This window comes from Streptomyces sp. NPDC004031 (genome assembly GCF_053604375.1).
In genome coordinates, this window is sequence record NZ_JBSGHL010000005.1 from 49,857 (window position 1) to 68,583 (window position 18,727).

15 protein-coding genes are annotated in these 18,727 nt (G+C 75.2%); 11 read left to right on the top strand and 4 right to left on the bottom strand.

What is annotated here, in order from left to right:
• Positions 1 to 83: 83 nt before the first annotated feature.
• Entirely contained in the window at positions 84 to 1,805 is a 1,722-nt protein-coding gene (locus tag ACWERV_RS04460; RefSeq protein ID WP_452928632.1) for a sensor histidine kinase, read from the bottom strand.
• A gap of 285 nt (positions 1,806 to 2,090) precedes the next feature.
• On the opposite strand from ACWERV_RS04460, the gene ACWERV_RS04465 reads away from it, so the two are divergent.
• Positions 2,091 to 2,747 (top strand): pyridoxamine 5'-phosphate oxidase family protein, encoded by a 657-nt coding sequence (locus ACWERV_RS04465; protein ID WP_452928635.1) that lies wholly within the window; start codon positions 2,091 to 2,093, stop codon positions 2,745 to 2,747.
• A gap of 58 nt (positions 2,748 to 2,805) precedes the next feature.
• Here the strand turns inward: ACWERV_RS04465 and ACWERV_RS04470 are convergent, their stop codons facing one another.
• Entirely contained in the window at positions 2,806 to 3,681 is an 876-nt protein-coding gene (locus ACWERV_RS04470; protein WP_452928638.1) for a universal stress protein, read from the bottom strand.
• Between the two features lie 174 nt (positions 3,682 to 3,855).
• A complete protein-coding gene (locus ACWERV_RS04475) occupies positions 3,856 to 4,719 on the bottom strand; it encodes a universal stress protein (protein ID WP_452928640.1) in 864 nt (287 codons plus the stop codon).
• A gap of 258 nt (positions 4,720 to 4,977) precedes the next feature.
• Here ACWERV_RS04475 and ACWERV_RS04480 point away from each other — a divergent pair, with 258 nt between their 5' ends.
• From ACWERV_RS04480 to ACWERV_RS04490, 3 genes are read left to right on the top strand one after another with little or no spacing between them, the layout of a single operon-like run.
• On the top strand, positions 4,978 to 6,684 hold the full coding sequence (locus ACWERV_RS04480) for a class I mannose-6-phosphate isomerase (protein ID WP_452928642.1): 1,707 nt from the start codon (positions 4,978 to 4,980) through the stop codon (positions 6,682 to 6,684).
• On the top strand, positions 6,681 to 7,631 hold the full coding sequence (locus ACWERV_RS04485; RefSeq protein WP_452928645.1) for an ROK family protein: 951 nt from the start codon (positions 6,681 to 6,683) through the stop codon (positions 7,629 to 7,631). The genes ACWERV_RS04480 and ACWERV_RS04485 overlap by 4 nt, the downstream gene beginning before the upstream one ends.
• Before the next feature lie 8 nt (positions 7,632 to 7,639).
• On the top strand, positions 7,640 to 8,734 hold the full coding sequence (locus ACWERV_RS04490; RefSeq protein WP_452928648.1) for a LacI family DNA-binding transcriptional regulator: 1,095 nt from the start codon (positions 7,640 to 7,642) through the stop codon (positions 8,732 to 8,734).
• A gap of 86 nt (positions 8,735 to 8,820) precedes the next feature.
• Here the strand turns inward: ACWERV_RS04490 and ACWERV_RS04495 are convergent, their stop codons facing one another.
• Positions 8,821 to 10,161 (bottom strand): DUF3370 family protein, encoded by a 1,341-nt coding sequence (locus ACWERV_RS04495; RefSeq protein WP_452928650.1) that lies wholly within the window; start codon positions 10,159 to 10,161, stop codon positions 8,821 to 8,823.
• Between the two features lie 232 nt (positions 10,162 to 10,393).
• Between ACWERV_RS04495 and ACWERV_RS04500 the strand changes: the two genes are divergently transcribed.
• From ACWERV_RS04500 to ACWERV_RS04530, 7 genes are all read left to right on the top strand, one after another.
• Positions 10,394 to 11,713 (top strand): ABC transporter substrate-binding protein, encoded by a 1,320-nt coding sequence (locus tag ACWERV_RS04500; protein WP_452928653.1) that lies wholly within the window; start codon positions 10,394 to 10,396, stop codon positions 11,711 to 11,713.
• Between the two features lie 111 nt (positions 11,714 to 11,824).
• Entirely contained in the window at positions 11,825 to 12,703 is an 879-nt protein-coding gene (locus ACWERV_RS04505; RefSeq protein WP_398192371.1) for a carbohydrate ABC transporter permease, read from the top strand.
• Complete coding sequence (locus ACWERV_RS04510) at positions 12,700 to 13,629, top strand: carbohydrate ABC transporter permease (RefSeq protein ID WP_452928656.1); 930 nt, start codon at positions 12,700 to 12,702, stop codon at positions 13,627 to 13,629. Before ACWERV_RS04505 ends, ACWERV_RS04510 begins: the two co-directional genes overlap by 4 nt.
• Positions 13,626 to 14,402 carry a GntR family transcriptional regulator gene (locus tag ACWERV_RS04515; RefSeq protein ID WP_452928659.1) on the top strand — a complete coding sequence of 259 codons (777 nt, stop codon included), beginning with the start codon at positions 13,626 to 13,628 and terminating at the stop codon, positions 14,400 to 14,402. The genes ACWERV_RS04510 and ACWERV_RS04515 overlap by 4 nt, the downstream gene beginning before the upstream one ends.
• Entirely contained in the window at positions 14,399 to 15,391 is a 993-nt protein-coding gene (locus tag ACWERV_RS04520) for an ROK family protein (protein WP_452928661.1), read from the top strand. Before ACWERV_RS04515 ends, ACWERV_RS04520 begins: the two co-directional genes overlap by 4 nt.
• A complete protein-coding gene (locus tag ACWERV_RS04525; protein WP_452928663.1) occupies positions 15,388 to 16,923 on the top strand; it encodes a DUF4127 family protein in 1,536 nt (511 codons plus the stop codon). Before ACWERV_RS04520 ends, ACWERV_RS04525 begins: the two co-directional genes overlap by 4 nt.
• Positions 16,920 to 18,686 carry an FAD-dependent oxidoreductase gene (locus ACWERV_RS04530; protein ID WP_452928665.1) on the top strand — a complete coding sequence of 589 codons (1,767 nt, stop codon included), beginning with the start codon at positions 16,920 to 16,922 and terminating at the stop codon, positions 18,684 to 18,686. The genes ACWERV_RS04525 and ACWERV_RS04530 overlap by 4 nt, the downstream gene beginning before the upstream one ends.
• Positions 18,687 to 18,727 lie beyond the last annotated feature (41 nt).

An 18,727-nucleotide genomic window follows, 5' to 3' on the forward strand; every position in this document is an offset into this window, starting at 1 on the left:
GCCGTTGGGCCGGACGGCGGAGCGACCCGCCGTCCGCCGTCGCGTACGTCGGCCCCGGCCCCCCGCGGTGCCCGGTAACCGCCTCACCCGCCCGCCGGGTCCAGCGGTACGCGCCAGGTCAGGCGGGTGCCCCCGCGGGGGCCGGGGCCGACGTCGAACCGGCCGCCGAGCCGCTGCGCGCGCCGGGCGAGGTTCGCCAGTCCGCGCCGGGGGGCGTCTTCCGGGACGCCTGTGCCGTCGTCGGTGACCGTGACGGTCAGCCGTCCGGCGGCCACGGCGAGGGTGACCTCGGCGCTGCGGGCCCGTGCATGCCGTGCGGTGTTGGACAGCGCCTCGGACACCACGGCGAGCGCCTCGTCCGCGACGGCGGCCGGTACGTCGGTGTCGAGCAGCCCTTCCAGGCGCAGCGCCGGGGTGAAGCCCAGCGGCCCGGCGGCCTGCTCGGCCTCGGCCGCCGCCCGCGCGCGCAGCCCCGGTGGGCGGCCGGTCGCCTCCTGGGCGCGCAGCCCGAAGATCGTGGCACGGATGATCTTGATGGTCTCGTCCAGGTCGTCCACGGCCCGCCACAGCCGCTCCGCCGCCTGCGGGTGGTCGACGAACCGCTCGGCGCTCTGCAGGGTCATTCCGGTGGCGAAGAGCCGCTGGATGGCCAGGTCGTGCAGGTCGCGGGCGATCCGGTCGCGTTCCTCCAGCACCGTCAGCTGCTCCGCGACGCGCCGCCGCTCGGCCAGCCGCAGGGCGAGTGCGGCCTGGCCGGTGAACGCCAGCAGCGGCACCGTCCCGGCCTCCGAGAAGAGCACCGCGCCCTGCTCGCGGGCCAGCAGCACCGCCCCCCGTACTCCTTCGTCGGTGATCATCGGGACGGCGACAGCGGGCCCGAGCCCGCCGAACCGCGGCGGTCCCGCGCTCGCCCGCGGGTCCTTGCGGACGTCCTCGGTGAGGATCGGTGCCCGCGCGGCCATCGCGGCCCCCAGGAAGGACCCCTGCTGCGGGAGGACAAGACCGCGGTGGTCGTCCGCGCCCGTTCCGACGGCGATCATCACCTTCAGGTCGTCGCCGTCACCCGCGGGCAGGGCCAGGACGCCGAGATCGGCGGAGGCGATGTCCCTGGCGTGCCGGACGATCCGCTCCAGCACCTCCTCCTCGCCGACGCCGGACAGCAGGCCCGCCACGATGTCGGCGTCGGCCTCGATCCAGCGCTGCCGGTCACGGGCCGCCTCGTACAGCCGGGCGTTCTCGACGGCGACACCCGCCGCCACGGCGAGCGTGCCGAGGACCGTCTCGTCCTCGTCGTCGAACCCGCCGCCGCCGCGTTTCCGCGTCAGGTACAGGTTGCCGAACACCGTGTCGCGGACCCGGATCGGTATCCCCAGGAAGCTGTGCATCGGCGGGTGGTGCGGGGGGAAGCCGTACGACGCCGGGTGGTCGGCGATGTCGCTCAGCCGCAACGGTACGGGGTGCCGGATCAGCTCGCCGAGGATGCCGTGCCCCGACGGCAGCGGTCCGATCGCTGCGGCCTCGTCCGCGGAGACGCCGACGGTGAGGAACTGCGTCAGCCGCCCGCCCTCCACGACCCCGAGGGCGGCGTACTCGGCGTCCACGAGCACGGCGGCCGCTTCGACGATCCGGCGCAGCACGTGCGTGAGGTCGAGTTCCCTGCCGACGGACAGCACCGCCTCCAGCAGCCCGTGGATACGGCTCTGCGTGCCGTGCGCGAGAGGCAGCCGCTCGCGCAGGTCGCCGAGCAGCTGCCCGGTCTCCAGCCGGGGCAGATGTGCCTCGTTGCCGCCGCCGGCCTGGCCCACTGCGTCCTCCGGGATGCGTTGCGTGCCGTGCCCGGCACCGCCCCCGCCGTCTGCCACGGTAGCGGCCGCCCGGCCCGGCCGCCGCCCGGAGCGGTCCGTCCGGCGCGGTCCCCCGGTGCCGGTCCGTCCGGTGCCGGGCCGCGGAAAGGGTCGTCCGGCCCCTCCCCCGGGTCCGTGCTGCTCATGCGCCGGACCCCGCGCGGCACCGAGGCTGGGAGGAGAGACCGGCGCGGTCGCCGCCAGGGGAACGGCCGCGGGTCAGGGGCGGGTGAGGAGGCGGACGCCATGGCACGGGAATCCGGGCCGGTGGGCGACATCGGCCGGCGGCTGGCGCTGCGCCGGCGCGAGCTCGGCCTCAGCCGTGAGCAGGTGGCGGAGCGGGCCGGTATCGCCCCCGAGTACCTGCGGTACGTCGAGGAGCGTCCTTTCGCCGCTCCGGGATCGACCTTCCTGCTGAGGGTCGCCGGGGCGCTGGACACCAGCGTGTCCCGCCTGCACGGCGCCGACGCCGGGCTGCCGCCGGGGCTCGGGGAGGCCGCGGCCAGCCCGCGGCTGACCGCGCTGGACCCCGACGAGTGCCGCGCGCTGCTGTCCGACCACGGAATCGGCCGGGTGGCGGTGACGACGGACGACGGTCCCGCGGTCCTCCCGGTCAACTACGCGGTGGTGGACGGCGCCGTCGTCTTCCGGACGGAGCGGACCGCCGCTCCCGCGCTGGCGGTCGGCCACCGGGTCGCCTTCGAGGTGGACCGGGCCGACGAGGCGCTCAGCGAGGGCTGGAGCGTCCTGGTCGTCGGCCCTGCGTCCGCCGTCACCGATCCCGGGGCCGTACGCGGCCTGGGGGCGCGGGCGGCCTCCGCGCCGTGGGCGGGCGGCGGGCGCCTGCTGTGGGTGCGGATCGAACCGGAGCGGATCACCGGCCGCCGCATCACCGCGGACTGACCGGGCGGAGAACCCCGGGACCGCCGGTTCCGGCGGTCCCGGGGTTCTCCGGTCCGGCTCACCGGCGGGGCAGGACGGCCACCGGGCAGTGCGCGTGGTGCAGCACCGCGTGCGTGACGCGTCCGAGGCCGCCGCCCAGCACGTGGGCCGGGCGCCGCGTCCCCATGACGAGCAGATCGGCCGACTCCGAGGCGTCCACCAGCGCCCCGGCGACCGAACGCGAGCGCAGCGCCTGCTCCGTGACCGTCAGGCCGGGGAACTCGGCGCGGACCGGACCGACCGTCCGCCGGGTCGCCTCGGCCTCGGACCTGGCGACGGCGTCCACGTCGACGGCCACCGCGCCCATGCTGCCGACGTTCTCCAGGAACATCCACACGCTGACGACCCGCAGCGCCGCCCCGCGCCGCTCGGCGGTACGGGCGGCGAACCGCACCACCTCCCGGTCGCCGTCGTCCCGGACCGCGGCGACCACCGTCCCGTTCGCCTCCTCGGGCACGGTCCGCACCACGACCACCGGCCCACGGCTGCGGGCGGCGACGCGCAGGCTGACCGAACCGAGCAGCAGCGACGTGAAGCCGCCCCGGCCGCGCGAGCCCACGACCAGCGTGTCCCCGGCCCCCGCGGCCTCCAGCAGGCTCGCCGCCGGCTCGCTCCTGCTGAGCGTGGTCGCGACGTCCAGACGGGGATACCGCTCGGTGACGGTGGCCTGCACGCGGTCGAGCAGCCGGCCGCCCTCGGTGATGATGACCTCGGCCTCGTCCGGCGTCCAGTAGCCCTGCCGCTCGGCGCCCACACCGTGGACGACGGTCAGCGGCCGCTCGCGGGCCGCCGCCTCCTCCGCCGCCCACAGCACGGCCCGGTCGGCGTGCTCCGAGCCGTCGGTGCCGACCACGACCGGGCCCAGGCCGCCTTCGTTCGCCGCCGTGTCCGCCATGTCCTCGCCTCCGCTCCCTTCGGCTCCACGGCTCCGCCGGTGTGCGGGGAGCGCCGTGGAGATCCCGGTTCCGTTCCCCTCCGTTCCCTTCCATGGTCGCCGCGGGCAGGGTGTCCCGCTCGTGCCGAAGGACCCTGCGCCGGGGACGGAAGGCCCTGCGCGCCGTGCCGGCGCTCAGTCGTGGGCGACCACGGCGACGGGGCAGGGCGCGTGGTGCACCACCGCGTGGGCGGACGACCCGATCCGGGCGCCGAGGGGCACGCGCCGCCTGCGGCGGCCCACGACGAGCAGTCCGGCCGCCCCGCCCGCGCCCACCAGGCCGTCCACGACCGGCCCCTCCGCCAGGTCCTCCACGACCCGTACTCCCGCGAACTTCGCACGGTAGGGCTCGACCAGCGAGGACAGCTCCTCCGTCTTCTCCACGTGCAGCTCACGCTTCAGCTGCGGGCTGAGCGCGGGCACCGTGTAGCCGTACGTGCGGTGCAGGTCCCACAGATGCAGCACGCGCAGGACGGCGCCGCGGGCCGCGGCCTCCTCGAAGGCGAACGTCATCAGGGCGTCGCAGGGACGGCCGAGGTCGACTCCGAGGACCACTTCCGCGTCCTGCCCGCGCGGCTCGCCGCCCGGCTCGCGCACCAGCACCACCGGCCGGTCGCACCGGGCCACCACCTGCAGGCCCACGGACCCGTACACGTAACCGGCGAGCGCCCCGGCGCCGCGCGACCCGAGGACCACCATCGCGGCGTCCCCTGCCGCCTCCACCAGCTCCTGCACGGGGCTCCCGGCCACCTGCTCGGCAGTCACGGCCACCTCCGGGTGGTCCTCCGCCACCCGCCGCGCGGCTTCGAGCGTGCGCTCCTCCTCCCACATGCGCAGTCCCTCGGGTCCGGGCGAGAACTGCACGTTGCTCGTCGGAGCACGCCAGACGTTGAGCATGCGCACCGCCGCACCCCGTACGGCGGCCTCGCGCCCCGCCCATCCGGCCGCCGCCCCGCTCGCCGGCGAGCCGTCGATCCCGACGACCAGTTGCTCCACCATCGCTGCCACCACCTGCCACGGCCGCTGATCGGAACGTCCCCTTATGCCGCCAGTGTCCGCCCCGGCGCGCGCGGCCCGATAGGGCCGAACGGGGTCGCCTCCGGTCCCCGCCACGGCGCCGGGCGCCCGGGACCCCGCATTCGCGACGACCGGCACCGTGTGTGAGCAGATCTTTGTGTTAACGATAAATGTTAACGTTGGCATCCCTGCTACCGTACCTCTCGTCACCGTCCGCGACGATCGAGACGAGGGTGCACCATGCAGCCCCATCGCTACGAAGCCAATCCCCGCTACCCCGTCGTGGGCGGGGACGTCCTGTCCGGATGGGAGGCGCTGGCCGCGCTGCTGCCGGACGAACCCCTGGTCCTGGCGGTCGACGGTCCCGCCGCCTTCGACTGGGGCGCCGCCGCGGGCCTGCTGACCGCCGCGCTGACCGCGCGCGGCCCGGCGGTCGTCCCGACCGACGTCCGCGACCACCTCGCGGACTGGCAGTCGATCGTGGAGCGCACAGGCTCCCCCGCCCTCGCCGACGACCCGGACTTCGACCGGCTCGCCGCGGGCACGCTCGCGGACCTCTTCGACGAGCTGCCCGCTCCCGAGCCGCCCGCGGGCGGCGTGGCCCTGGTGTACGGGCCCGGCGCCGCACTGGTCCCGCACGACGTGCTCTGGTACGCCGACGCCCCCAAGCGGTTCGCCGAGGCCAGCGTCGTCGCCGGAACCGCGCCCAACCTCGGCCGCCGGCCGGGAGCCGGGCGGCCCACCACCAAGCGGCTCTTCTACGTCGACTGGCCGCTGCTCGACCGGCACCGGGACACCCTCGCCGAGGACATCGACTGCTGGATCGACTGCCAGGACCTCGCCGCCCCGGCCGCGGTGACCGGCGAGGCGCTGCGCGCCACCGCCCGCGCACTCGCGCACCGCCCCTTCCGCACCCGTCCGACCTTCAACACCACCTCCTGGGGCGGGCACTGGGCGCAGCGGGAACTGGGCATGAACCCGGACGCGCGGAACACCGCGCTCGGCTACGAGCTGATCGCCCCGGAGAGCGGTGTCCTCGTCGGGGCCGCGGACGCGGCGGCCGAGATCCCCTTCCAGCTGCTCGTCGCCCTGCACCCGGGCGAGATACTGGGCGCCGAGGTCCACGAGGTCTTCGGCACGTCCTTCCCGGTGCGCTTCGACTACCTCGACACCGCGGGCGGGGGCAGCCTGTCCGTGCACTGCCATCCGCGGTCGGACTACATGCGGGACGTCTTCGGCTGGCCGTACACGCAGCACGAGACGTACTACGTGATGGTCGGCGGGGAGCACAACACCGTCTACCTGGGCCTGCGCGGCGACGCCGACCTCGACGCCTTCCGGCACGACGCCCAGGAGGCCCACCACCACGAGAAGCCGTTCGACATCGAGCGGTACGTGCAGACGCATCCGGCCGAACCGCACCAGCTGTTCGTCATCCCGGCGGGCACCCCGCACGGCAGCGGCGCCGGCAACGTCGTGCTGGAGGTGAGCGCCACGCCGTACCTGTACTCGCTGCGCTTCTACGACTGGCTGCGCCGCGACGCCGAGGGGCGCCAGCGGCCCGTCCATCTCACGCACGCCTTCGACAACCTGGCCACCGGCCGTACCGGGGAAGCGGTGCCGGCCGAACTGGTGCCCGCGCCGCGCACGCTGCGCACCGGCCGCGGGTGGCGCGAGGAACTGCTCGGCGCGCTGCCGGAGATGTTCTTCGAGGTGCGCCGGCTGGTGATCGAGGGCGGCGGTCCGGCCGAGGACGACACCGCGGGGCGCTTCCACATCCTGAACGTCGTCGAGGGCGAGGGCGTGGTGATCACGACGGAGAGCGGAGACCGGCACCGCCTGGCGTACGCCGAGACCCTGGTCGTCCCGGCCTCGGTGGGCCGCTACACCCTCTCCGGCATCGGCGGCACGCCGGTCCGCCTGGTGAAGTCGCTGGTCCGCCGGTGACCGGGCGGCCCGCACCGGCGGACGGCGCCCCCGTTCCCGTCCTGGAGATCGGCGGCACCCATGTCACCGCCGCCCTCGTGGACCCCGCGCGGGGGTCCGTGCTCGGTGGCAGCGTGCGGCACGCGGCGCTCGGCCCCGCCGATCCCGCCGACCGGCTCCTCACCGCCCTGACGGAATGCGCCCGCGGCCTGGACGCACCACGCGCGGCACGCTGGGGCGTGGCGGTGCCGGGTCCCTTCGACTACGCGCGGGGCATCGCGCGCTTCAGCGGCGTCGGCAAGTTCGACTCGCTGAACGGGATCGACCTCGGGCAGGTCCTGGCCGCCGCGCTGGGCGGCACGGCCGGGGACTTCCGCTTCCTCAACGACGCCCACGCCTTCGCCCTCGGCGAGTGGGCGGCCGGAGCGGCCCGCGGCCACGACCGGACGGTGGGCCTCACGCTCGGCACGGGTGTCGGTTCGGCCTTCCTCGCGTCCGGCCGCCTGGTCGACACCGGCCCTGAGGTACCGCCCGGCGGGTATCTGCACCTGCTGTCGGTCGGCGGGCACCCGCTGGAGGACACGGTCTCGCGCCGGGCGATCCTGCGCCGCTACGCCGCCGAGCGCGGCGGTCCGCAGCCGGGCGTGGACGTCCGCGACGTGGCCGAGCGCGCCCGCGCGGGCGAGGGCGCCGCCTCCCGGACGATGCGGCAGACCTTCCAGGCGCTGGGCGCCGCGACGGCCCCCTGGCTGGCCGCTTTCCGGGCCGGGGCCCTCGTCGTGGGCGGTTCGATCGCCGGGGCCTGGGATCTGGTGGAACCGGCCCTGAGGGACGGGATGGCGCGGGCGGTGCCCGGCACCGGTATCGTCCCGCGCAGGGCGGCGCACCCGGCCGAGGCGCCGCTGCTGGGCGCCGCCCTCCATGCACGGCAGCCGTGCGCGTCCCGTGTCGGCCCCCGGAACGGATGAGCAGACGGATGACCGAGCACCCTCCGGCCGCCGGATCCCCGGCCGCCCCGCGCCCGGGGCCCGCGGCAGCTCCCGGCGGCCCGCGGGAAGGAGCGCCCGCGACCCTGCACGAGGTCGGCCTCCGCGCCGGGGTCAGCGCCATGACCGTCTCCCGCGCGCTGCGCGGCGACCCGCGCGTCTCGGCCCGGACCACGGAACGGGTGCGCGCCGCGGCGGCCGAACTCGGCTACCGGCGCAACGAGCTGGCCAGGGGGCTGCGGCTCGGCCGCAGCGCGGGAATGATCGGGCTCGTCGTCACCAACCTCGCCAACCCCTTCTACTCCCGGCTCGCGCTCGGGGTGGAGGCGGTCGCCGCGGAACACGGGATGAAGCTGGTCGTCAGCAACACCGCGGACCGGATCGACCGGGAGCGCGAGATCGTCGACGATCTCGCCGCCCGCCGGGTGGACGGGATCGTGGTGGTGCCCGCCGGTACGGAGCAGGGACACCTCGCTCCCGCGCGGTTGGGCGGCACGCCCGTCGTGCTCGCCGCCCGGCCGCCCGCGGGCATCGCGGTGGACTGTGCGCTGCTCGACGACTTCGGCGGCGCGCGGGAGGCCACCTCGCTGCTCGTCGCCGACGGCCACCGGCGCATCGGTTTTCTCGGGCCGCCCGCGGCGTGGACCAGCGCCGAGCGGCTGCGCGGATTCCGCAGCGTCCTGGAGTCCTCGGGGATCGCCGCCGACGGCGACCTCGTCGGCTGCGCCCAGCGCGACATCGCCGCGGCGCAGGCGGCGGCTGAGGTGATGCTGGACCTGCCCGCCCCGCCCACCGCGTTCTTCTGCGCCAACAGCAGGAACACCCTGGGGGCGGTCCGGGCGCTGAAGCGGCGCGCGGCCGCCACCGCGGTCGTCGGGTTCGACGACTTCGAGGCCGCCGACATGCTGGACATGCCGCTGCGGGTCGTCTCCTACGTCCCCGAGGCGCTGGGACGGCAGGCAGCGGCCCTGCTGTTCGGCCGTCTCGACGAGAAGCGCGCCGGTACGGAGGACGCCGCCCCGCCGGCCAGGGCGATCCTGCCGACCTCGATCGTCGACCACACCCCCGCCGCCACGCGCCGGTAGCCCGTCGCACGGGACGCGCCCCGGTCCCGTGCCCGGCCCCCGTGACCTCCCGCGGGGGCACCGCGGGAGGTCACGGGGGCGGTGGGTCACACGCTTTCGAGCAGCAGTTGCGAGCCCGCGGTGATGAGGCCGGGGACCTCGAAGTCCAGCTCCACCAGGGTCCGGCCGCCCGGCGGGAGCAGGAAGGTGCCCAGCGGGCAGCGGGGGGCGGTGGGGCGGACGTAGACGGTGGTGAGCTGCGGGGTGCCGCCGTCGACGGTGAGGGTCGCGGCGCCGTTCCAGGTGTCGCCGGGCACGTCGGTGGCGGCCGTGACGTTGGAGCCGAAGGTCAGGGCCACGGTGCGCGCGCTCTGCGAGGGGTTGGCGAGCTGGAGCCGGACGGCGTACCGCATCCCGTAGTTGCCCCAGCTGCGCTGCGAGGAGTCGGAGAGCGCGGCCACCGCCGGGACGGTCTGGTCCAGCGCGGCGACCTGGCGCTGGGTGGTGTTCACCGCCAGGCCGAGGAAGCTGCCGGCCGCGGGGATGTCCACGCCGACCACGCCGGTGTCCCAGGCCGAGGCGGCGTAGACACCGGCCTCGCGTCCGTAGGTGGTGTCGGTCTGCGGGGCGGTGTTGCCGGCGGCCGCCATCTCGTCGTGCTGCGTCGAGTTGATCGCGGTGGCGGTGTCGCCGTCGGCGGTGGCCGCGGTGTAGACGTAGACGCCGCCACCGGTCGCGGTGACCTCCAGCAGGCCGTCGACGATGGACGAGCTAAGCGGGACGACCGCGACCTGCGCCATGGCGCCGGGGGCGAGGACGGTGGCGGGCAGGTAGGTCCGCAGGTTGCCGGTGGCCCAGTCCTGGGAGGTCGCGTAGCAGGGGCCGGTCCCGGCGCGCTGGGTCGGGTCCTGGACCAGCGGCTTGTCCCCGTTGGTCCACACCGAGCCGCGCGCGGACACCGTCACCGGCGACGGGCCGGGGTTGGAGACCAGGACGTGCACGTACGCCGTCCGCCCGGTTCCGTTCTGGTGGTAGAGGTAGACCGGGAAGGTGCCGGTCAGCGGGTGGGCGGCGCCTCCGCGGTTGGCGGTGGTGCGGCCGCACTGCGCCAGCCAGCCGGTGCCGGTGAACGTCTCCGGGTTGTTGGAGACGAACATCTGCGGGCCGCCGGCGGCGCCGGGCAGCTGCCGGAGCTGGTCGCGGGGCACGGTGGGGCCGGGCGCGGACGGCACTGCTGAGGTCCAGGCGTCGGAGCCGATCGTGGTCGTGACCTCCTGGCCGTCGGCCAGGCAGTGGCCCGCACGGCCGCCTCGATGCGACGACGAGTGGTCAGTACCACTGCGCGCCGCACTGGTCCCGGCCGCCACCAGCGGAAGGGCCGTTCCGGCCATCAGCACGCCTGCCGCACGGCCCAGCAGCGCCCTGCGTGAGGGGCTGATATTGCTCAAGGGTTCCATGATGCTCCTGGTGAACGAGTAGTCCGGGCAACGGGCGCGCCCATCAGTCCACTTGGATACCAGGCTTCCCGCGCTACCGACAGTGGTAGGGAGCAATCTGCCCTTCACCACAGCTTTGCCCTTGACTAGCTGGGAGTTTCGATGAAAACGTGCGGCAAGTGGTCGCTACCAGTTGGAGCGACATGACCGTGGACCTTGTGGTCTCCACTGTCCGAGGAGAGACATGCCCAGCAGCAGACGCCTGCACCTTGCCGCCATCGGGACCGTCGTGGCACTGACCGCCACGGCCTGCGGCCTGGGGTCGGGCTCTTCGTCGCAGAACTCCGGTCCGGCCGCGGGCAGCGGCAAGGTCTCCGGCACGATCACGCTGGAGACGCTGCAGCTGAAGCCGACCTTCACCGACTACATGAACAAGGTGATCGCCGCCTACGAGAAGTCCCACCCGGGCACCAAGGTCAAGTGGGTGGACATCCCGTTCCAGGGCGCCCAGGAGAAGCTCACGACCGACGCGACGGCCGGCGCGCTGCCCGACGTGGTGAACCTCAACCCGCAGTTCGCGCAGGCCCTGGAGGCCAAGGGCCTGTTCGTCGACATGGACGCGGCCGCGGCCGGCGTCAAGTCCGACTACGTCCCCGGGGCGTGGAGCGCCTTCACCGTTCCCGGCACGTCCGGTGCGTACGCGATCCCGTGGTACCTGACCTCCGAGGTCACCATGTACAACAAGCAGCTGTTCAGCAAGGCGGGGCTCGACCCGAACTCGCCGCCGTCGACGTTCGACGAGCTGCTCGCCGACGGCCGCAAGCTCTCCGCGGCCGGGCACGGGTCGTCCTACGGGCTGCACCCCGCGCTGGAGAACCGCTTCGTCACCGACCTGGCCAAGCAGGGTGTCCCGCTGCTCGACAGCACCGGTACCAAGTGGACGTTCAACACCCCCGCGGCCGTGGCCTATCTGCAGAAGCTCGTGGACGCCTACAAGGACGGCGTCTACCCGAAGGACTCGCTGACGCAGGACCACAGCAAGGAGACCGAGGCCTACCAGGCCGGCCGTATCGGCCTGTTCCCCTCCGGGCCCAACTTCCTGACCGTGGTCAAGCAGAACGCGCCGGCCGTGGCCGCCCAGACCGGAGTCGGCCCGCAGATCACCGGCGCCGACGGCACCACCAACATGTCGGTGATGGGCCTGCTGGTCCCCAAGAGCAGCAAGAACCGGACGACCGCGCTGAACTTCGCCGAGTACCTGGGCAACGCCGAGAACCAGCTGGCCTTCAGCAAGATCGTGACGATCCTGCCCAGCACCCTGTCGTCCCTGAAGGACCCGTACTTCACCTCGGACGGTGACGGCTCCGTGGACGCCAAGGCGCGCAAGATCTCGGCCGCCCAGATCGCCAAGGCCAAGAACCTCGTCCCCGTCCAGTACGACGCCCGCGTCACCGCCGCCGTCATCGGCAAGGTCCAGCTCGCGCTCCAGGGCAAGCTGTCCGCCAAGGACGCGCTGGACCAGGCCGTGGCCGCCGCCGACGCCATCACCTCTGCCGCCCGCTGACACGCCGCCCGTGCGCGTCCGCCCCCCGGCCGCGCACGGGCGCCCTCCCGACGACACCGTGCGCGCACGGCCCGAACCGACAAGCCCGACAAGCCCGACAAGGAGGCCCGCGTGACCGGCCGCCGCTGGTACGTCCCCTGGCTGTTCCTCGCCCCGGCGCTGGCCATCGCTGTGGCCTTCTTCCTGGTCCCCTTCGCCAACACCGTCGTGCTGTCGTTCACCGACGCCAGCACCCTGGGCGGCGGCCACTTCACCGGGTTCGCCAACTACCACCGGCTGTGGCACGACCCGCAGTTCTGGCAGTCGGTGCGCAACACCGCGCTGTACATCGTGGTGGTCGTGCCGTGCATGGTGGTGCTGCCGCTGCTGCTGGCCGTCCTCGTCCAGCGGCGGGTCGCCGGTATCGGCTTCTTCCGCGCGGTGTTCTACTCGCCCGTGGTCGCCTCCATGGTGGTCGCCGGACTCATCTGGTCGTGGCTGCTGTCGAGCGACGGCCTGGTCAACGCGGCACTGCGCGGCCTGCACCTGGTGTCGGAGCCGGTGCCCTTCCTCACCGACTCGCACTGGCTGCTGTTCAGCTCCATGGCGATGACCGTCTGGAAGGGCCTCGGCTACTACATGGTCATCTACCTCGCGGCCCTCGCCAACGTGCCCGCCTCCCTCCTGGAGGCCGCGCAGGTGGACGGGGCGGGCGCGGTACGGCGCTTCCGCAGTGTCACCCTCCCGCTCGTGCGGCCCACCATGGTGCTGGTGGCGACGCTGTCGGCGATCGCGTGCGCGAAGGTCTTCGCCGAGGTCTTCACCCTGAGCGACGGCAGCGCGGGCCCCGGCGGCCAGGCCCGCACCCTCGTCTACACCATCCGCGAGACGGGTCTCGGCCTCGGCGGCGAGGCCGGGTACGCCTCGGCCATGAGCCTGGTGCTCTTCCTGGGCACCCTCGGTCTCTCGGTCGCCGTCACCCGACTCAACACCCGGGAGGACCGGGCATGACCTCGCTCGACACCCCCACGGCCCGCCGCTCCCCGGCCGGTCCGCGGCGCGGCTCCGGCGGCGCCCCGAAGCGGCCGGCCGCGGCGGACGCGGCGCGGCGCAGGCGCCGCGCCGCCGGGCTCGCGGCACGCTACCTGCTGCTGTGCTGCGTGCTCGCCCTGACGGTGGGTCCGTTCCTGTGGCAGCTGTCCACGTCGCTGAAGGGTGCCGGGGAACGGGTCTTCGGCTATCCGCCGCAGCTCCTGCCGCACCACCCCACCCTGCACCACTACTCCGAGGTCCTGGACACCGTGCCGGTGCTCCGCTACGCGGGCAACTCGCTGCTGGTGGCGCTCGGTTCGGTGGTCACCAACTGCCTGTTCGGCTCGATGGCCGGATACGCGCTGGCCCGGATGCGGTTCCGCGGGCGCGGCATCGCCGTCGGCGTCTTCCTCGCCACCATGATCATCCCCTTCGAGAGCATCATGGTCTCGGAGTTCCTGGTGGCCAGGGACCTGCACCTCACCAACAGCCTCCTCGGGGTGATGCTGCCGCTGGCCGCCTCCGGCCTGTCGGTGCTCCTGATGCGCAACGCCTTCAGCCGGCTCCCCCGGGAGGTCGAGGAGGCCGCGCTGCTGGACGGGGCGGGCGAGATGCAGCGGTTCTTCCGCGTGGCGCTCCCCTCGGTGGGCGGAAGCCTGGCGGCGGTCGCGATCTTCAGCTTCGTCTTCGCCTGGGACGACTTCCTGTGGCCGCTGGTGGTCCTGTCCGATCCGGCGAAGTACACGCTGACGGTCGGCATCCAGTACCTGTCCGGCACGTTCACCGACGACCAGCGGGTGGTCGCGGCAGGCACCATGATGGCCGTCGTACCACTGCTGGTGCTCTTCTTCGCGCTGCAGCGGTTCTTCTTCCGGGGCGTGGGCGAAGGAGCGGTCAAGGAATGACAGGGAACACCGAGCGGGAGCTCGCCACCACCTCCGCTTCCGCGGGGACGCAGGTGCGCACGGTCCGCGAGCCGAAGCACGAGGTGCTGCGCCGACGGCTGCTGGACCTGGTCGAGGCGGCGCAGGCACACCAGATGCTGCCGAGCGAACGCGAACTGATGCAGCGTTACGACGTCAGCCGGGTCACCGTGCGCCGTGCCGTCGAGCGCCTGACGCAGGAGGGGCGGATCTACCGCGTGCAGGGCGCGGGCACCTTCGTCGCGGAGGCGGAGACGATCAGCAAGTCGCTGCGGCTGACGTCCTTCTCCGAGGACATCCGGGCCCGCCGCATGGTGCCCGCGGGCACCCTGCTGGTCATGGAGCGGGTGCCGGCCGACGTCGACAACGCGCGGGACCTGTTCGTCGAGCCGGGGGCGCCGCTGGTGCACCTGGAGCGGCTGCGGACCGCCGACGGGGTGCCGATGTGCCTGGAGAACGTGTGGCTGCCCGAGCACCTGGTGCCCGGTCTGCTGGACGAGGGCGCGCCCGACTCGCTGTACGACGTGCTCGACCGGCAGGGCGCGGCGCCGGAGGCGGCCGACCAGACGGTACGGGCCACGGTCGTCGACGCGGCGCAGGCCCGGCTGCTGAAGGTGCCGCCGCAGTTCCCCGCCCTGCATGTCGAACGGCTCACGCGCGACGCCCGCGGCCGGGCGGTCGAACGTGCCGTCAGCCTGTACCGGGCCGACCGGTACGACTTCCACTTCACCATCACCCGGGAACGGCATCCATGACATCCCCTCACCCGCCCTCCCCCGGCGGCACGGACGTGCTGGCCGTGGACATCGGCGGCACCAAGACGACCGCCGCCGTGGTGACCGCCGGGTATCGCGTCGTCGCTTCGGTGACGGAGCCGACCCCGGCGGGCGACGGCGGCCCGGCCGTCCTCGCCTCGGCGCTGCGGCTGGCCCGGCGGGCGCTGGCGCAGGCCGCCGCCGCGGGTCCGGCGGGCGTGGGCGTCGGCACCGCGGGCGTCGTGGACGCCGGCGGGCGGACGGTCACGGCCGCCACGTCGGCGCTGCCCGGCTGGGCGGGAACGCGTGTCGCGGACGCCTTCGAGGAGGAGTTCGGGGCCCCGGCCACCGTGCTGGGCGACGTGCAGGCGTTCCTCGCCGGTGAGATGGCGGCGGGGGCGGCCCGCGGCTGCCGGAGCGCGGTGGCCGCCATGGCCGGGACCGGCGTGGGCGGCGCCGTCGCGGTCGGGGGCGCGGTGGTGCGCGGCACGCACGGCGCCGCGGGCCACCTGGGGCATGTGGGCGTCGAGGCCGCGGCCGGGCTGGTCTGCCCGTGCGGCGCCACCGGCCATGTCGAGGCGGTCGCCTCCGGTCCCGCGATGACCGCACGGGGCCGGGCGCTGCTGCCGGGCCGTGACCTGGCCGACCTGTCGGACGTGGCGGCCCTCGCCCGCGGGGGCGTACCGGAGGCGCGCGAGGTTCTGACGGCGGGCGGGGCCGCGCTGGGCGGCGCGCTGGCCGGAGTCGTGTCGGTCCTCGACCCGGACGTGGTGGTCCTGGGCGGCGGCGTCCTGGCGTCCGGCCCCTGGTACCCGCGGGCCGTCCGCGAGGCGGTCCGGACGCGCACGCTGCCGTCGCTGGCCGGGGTACGGGTCGCGACCTCCGTACTCGGCGGCACGGCCGTCCTGGTCGGGGCCGCCGCCGAGGCGCGCCGGACGGCCGCCGGACCGGACCGGACCCTCACCCCGTCCGCAGGAGGACGCTCATGACCCCCGCCCCCGGCGGCACGCGCCCGCGCGTCGCCCTGCTGCCCCTGGACGAGCGCCCCGCGTGCACGTCACTGCCCCGCATGGTCGCCGCCGTCGCGGGTGTCGACCTCCTGCTGCCGCCCGCCGGGATCCTGCCCTCCGTCCGCGAGCCGGGCGACCCGGCCGCGCTGGGCGGGTGGCTCGCCGGGCAGCGCGCCGACGCGGCGGTGGTGTCGCTGGAGATGCTCGGCTACGGCGGCCTGATCGCCTCCCGGACCTCACCGGCCGACGCCGGTACGGTCGCGGCACGCTGGCAGCCGCTGCGCGAGCTGGGCCGCCGGGGCACCCCGGTGCACGCCGTCACGCTGGTCACCCGCACCCCCGACTCCGCCGACGCGATGGAGGAGCCGGACTACTGGGACCCCCACGGCCCCGCCCTGCACCGGCTCTCCGCGGACCTCCACCGGGGCCTCGCGGGTGACGGAGGGCCACGGGAAGACGCCGGTGTCCCCGACGAGGTGCGGGCCGACTTCCTCACCCGCCGGCTCCGCAACCACACGCTCAACCTCGCCGCCCTGGAACTTGCCGCCGACGGCACCGCCCGCTCCCTGGTGGTCGGGGCCGACGACACCGCCCCGCACGCGCTCGCCACATGGGAGCTGGAGCACCTGAGGCGCTGGACGTCGGTCGCGGGCCTGGCCGACCGGGTCTCGGTACGGCCGGGGGCGGACGAGGCGTGCACGGTGCTGGTCGCCCGCACCGTACGCGACCTGCTCGGCACCGGACCGGTGCGGGTCGCCGTCGAGGCGGCCGACCCCGCCGGGCTGGACCGGGTGGCCGCCTACGAGAACGTGCCCGTCGCGGCCACCGCCGCCGGGCAGCTGCACGCCGCGGGCGCGGTGCCGCTGCCGCCGGGGGCACCGGCCGGCGTCCGGGACGCCGTCCTGCTGGTCCACACCCCGGTGCCCGGCGGCGACTGGGCCGTCAGCCCGCCGGGCAGCACGGACGAGCGGGCCGCCCGTGCGGTCGCCGACCGCGCGGTGGCGCTGCTGAACGCCGGGGCGCGGGTCGCGGTCGCGGACTGCGCCCAGCCCAACGGCGCCGACCCGGCCCTGGTCGCCGCGCTCGGCGAGGCGGGCGTGCTGGAGCGCCTGACGGCCTACGCGGGGTGGAACACCGCGGGGAACACCCTCGGCACCGTGTCCGCGCACCTGGTCGCGGCCGTCTCGGCCGAACGCGCCGGGCGGCTGGACGTGCCGGCCCACCAGCGGCTGCTGCTGCACCGGCTGGTGGAGGACTGGGGCTGGATGTCCCACGTGCGCGGGCGCACCCGCGCCGCCCTGGGCAGCGACCCGGCCCGCCACGACCACGTCCCCGCCGGCCATCCGGCGCTGCGCGCGGCGGCCGCCGAACTGGCCGCGCTGCGCGACCGGCTGCCCGCCTTCGGCGGCCTGACCGTCGATCAGGCCTCGGTGCGCCTGCCCTGGCACCGCACCTTCGAGATCGACTTCTCCCTCGTCCCCGGCGAACCGCCGCAGGAGCCCCAGCGATGACCTCTTCCTCTCCCCCGCGCGTCCACGCCGACGTCGCCGTGATCGGCGGCGGCCTCGGCGGGGTGGCGGCCGCCCTGGCGGCCTGCGCCGCCGGCCGCACCGTCGTCCTCACCACCGACCAGGACGTGCTCGGCGGGCAGATCACCTCCCAGCTCGTCCCCGCGCTCGACGAGCACCCGCATGTCGAGCGCGGCGGGATCTCGGCCTCCTACCGCGGGCTCCGCGAGGCGCTGCGCGCGCGGTACGGCGGTGTCGCCAACCCCGGCGGCGGCTGGGTCAGCCGGCTGTGCTTCGTGCCCGCCGCCGCGCGGGCCGTCCTCGCGGACCTGCTCGCACCGCACATACGGGCGGGGCGGCTGACGGTGCTGACGGGCCTTCGCCCCGCCGCGGTGGTGCGCGAGGCGGACGTGGTCGCCGAGGTGCGGCTGGAGGCGGTGCAGGGTCTAGGGCACGACGTCACCGTGGCCGCCGAGGTGTTCTGCGACGCCACCGAGACCGGGGCGCTGCTGCCGCAGGCCGGAGCGGACTGGGTGGTCGGCTCCGAGGGGCGCGACGCCCACGGCGAGAGCCTGGCGCTGCCGGGCGGGCCGCGCCCGCACGCCGTCCAGTCGTGCACGGTGGGCTTCACCGTGGAGCACCGGCCCGGCGAGGACCACACCGTGCCCCGGCCCGACGGGTACGAGCGCTGGCGGGACGGCCAGCCGTTCACCCTGGAGATCGCCGGGTGGGACGACCGCAGGCACCGCTACCGGATGTTCACCGAGGGGCCGGACGGCCACCCGCCGTTCTGGACCTACCGGCGGCTGCATGACGGCGGCGTGCTCGGCGGCCCGGACATCGCCCTGATCAACTGGTCCGGCAACGACTACGCCGACACCTCGCTCGTCCACGAACCGCGGCGGGCGACGGAGGAGGCCCGCGCCCTGTCGCTGGCGTTCCTGCACTGGCTCCAGACCGAGTGCCCGCGCGACGACGGCAGCGGCTTCGGCTACCCCGGTCTGCGGCTCTCCCCCGAGGCCGCCGGCACCCCGGACGGCCTGGCGGCCGAGCCGTACGTCCGCGAATCGCGGCGGCTGGCCTCCGCCCGGCCGGTGCGCGAGCAGGACCTGCTGCCGGAGCCCGGACGGGCGCGCGCGGCGAACATGCCCGACTCCTGCGGGCTGGCCTCCTACCACATGGACCTGCACGCCCGGGTCGGTCATCCCGGCTCGGCCTACGCGCCCACCGCGCCCTTCCAGATCCCGCTGTCCGCGCTGGTCGGCTCGCAGCCGGTCAACCTGGTGGCGGCGGCGAAGAACCTGGCCGCCACCCAGGTCGCCGCCGCGGCCTACCGCGTCCACCACGGTGAGTGGGCGGTCGGCGAGGCCGCCGGCACGCTCGCCGCCCACGCCGTCCGCCGCGGCCTGACGCCGCTTCGGGCGGCCACCGACCCGGCCGCGCGTGTCGGCGTCCAGCAGGACCTGGTAAGCGCCGGGGTCCCGCTGGTCTGGCTGCTGGACGTGCCGCCGGAGCACCCCGCGTTCGCGCACGCCCATCTGCTCGCCGCCGCCGGAGGCCTCGCGGGCGAGCGGCTGGAAACCCTCGAAGCCCAGCTCGGACGGCCCGTGGACGAGGCCGACGCCGCGGCCCTGACGGGCGCCGCCCGGCGGCTCGTACCCGGCCTTGAGCCGCCCGCGGTGGCCGTGGGCTCCGCGTGGCCGGACGCGGTGACCGCGCTGGGCACGGCGGTCCACCGCGCACTCGACGTCAGCACCGCACGCTGAGAAAGGCAATCTGTGCACCCCAACGAAGGATCACCGCCCCA